This is a genomic window from Oceanicola sp. S124 (assembly GCF_000220565.1).
Lineage (GTDB): Bacteria > Pseudomonadota > Alphaproteobacteria > Rhodobacterales > Rhodobacteraceae > Pseudooceanicola.
Window position 1 is genome coordinate 1 of record NZ_AFPM01000337.1, and the last position, 1,757, is coordinate 1,757.

Here is a 1,757-nt window from a genome sequence, read left to right on the forward strand (position 1 = left end):
ACGCCGTCGCGGAAGGCCATGACCTCGGCGGCCAGGGCCTCGGGGCCGGCAACCACGCGGGCGCGGGTCAGGGCCAGGTGCTCCCATGTCCAAGCCGTGCCTTGCTGGTAGTCGCGGTAAGAGGACAGCGAAGTCGCCACCGGCCCCTGGTTGCCCGAGGGGCGCAGCCGCATGTCGACCTCGTAGAGCCGCCCTTCGGCCATCGGCGCCGAGAGCGCAGTCACCAGCGCCTGGGTCAGCCGCGCGTAATAGACCCGCGAGGGCAGAGGGCGCCGCCCCTCGGACGCCTCCTGGCCATCGGCGTCGTAGATTACGATCAGGTCGAGGTCGGAGCGCGCATTCAGCCGCCCCGCCCCCATCGAGCCCATGGCCATGACCACCGCCCCCCGCCCCGGTGTCGCGCCGTGGCGCCGGGCGAATTCCGCCTGGACCACCGGCCAGAGCCCCTGCAGCACCGTTTCGGCAAGGGCGGCGTATTCCGCCCCCGCCTCCTCGGGCGGGATGAGCCCGCGCAGGTGATGCACGCCGATACGGAAATGCCATTCCTTCTGCCAGCGCCGGGCCGCGTCCAGCTTGGCCTCGTAGTCTTCTTCCCGCGCCAGTACCTGCTGCAGCCCTGCCGAGAGCACCTCGTTGCCCGGCCAGGGGTCGAAGAACGACCCGCCGATCACCGCGTCCAGCACGCCGGAATTGCGGCTGAGGAAGAAGGCCAGCTCGGGCACCGTGCCACAGATGTCGCCGATCAGGTCGATCAGCTGCGGATTGGCCTCGAAGAGCGAAAACAGCTGCACCCCGGCGGGCAGGCCCTTCAGGAAGCCGTCGAAGGCCAGCAGCGCCTCTTCCGGCTTCGCCGCGCGCGCCAGCGAGGCCAGAAGCTGCGGGCGCAGGCGCTTGAAGATTTCCCGCGCGCGGGTCGAGGCGAAGGCCGGGTAGTGGTGCCAGCGTTCCAGCATGGCGGGATCAAATCCGGTGCTCTGCAGCGCGGCCTCGGAGACCTCTTCGGGGCTGTCGGGGGCAAAGAAGGCCTCGGTGATCTCGTGCACCTCGGTCAGGCGGCGGGTCAACTCGTCGCTAAGGCCCGCCTCGTCGCGGCCCATCAGCGCGGCCAGCCGGGCCAGCCCCTCGCCGTTGCCGGGCAGCTTGTGGGTCTGGGCGTCGTGGATCATCTGCACCCGGTGCTCGACCTCGCGATGCGCGCGGTAGTGATCGACCAGCGCCGAGGCGGCGTCAGAGGGCAGCCAGCCCGCCACAGCGAGCTGTTGCAGCGCCGGCACCGTCGCCCTGAGCCGCAGCGAGGGGTCCCGTCCGCCGGCGATCAGCTGGTGGAACTGGGCGAAGAACTCGATCTCGCGGATGCCGCCGCGCCCCAGCTTCATGTCGTGACCAGGCAGCGAGAGCGGCCCGTGGGTGCCCTTGCTGTCGCGGATCGCCAGGCGCACCGCATGGGCATCCTGGATCGCCGCATAGTCGAGGTGCCGCCGCCAGACGAAGGGCCTGAGCCCCTCGAGGAAGCGCTGGCCGCGGTCGAGATCCCCGGCGCAGGGACGTGCCTTGATATAGGCCGCGCGCTCCCATGTGCGCCCGAGGCTCTCGTAGTAGCGCTCGGCGGCCTCCATGCCGACACAGACCGGAGTGACCGAAGGGTCGGGGCGCAGCCGCAGGTCGGTGCGGAAGACATAGCCCTCGCCCGTCGGCTCGCTGAGCAGCGTCGCCATCTTGCGCACCGCCCGGATCAGCGCCGGGCGCGCCTCGGCGGG

At 71.1% G+C, this 1,757-nt stretch carries 1 pseudogene; it reads right to left on the reverse strand.

The features are described from left to right. Nucleotides 1-1,757: pseudogene (locus OS124_RS0123220) on the reverse strand (glutamine-synthetase adenylyltransferase); the annotation flags it as partial.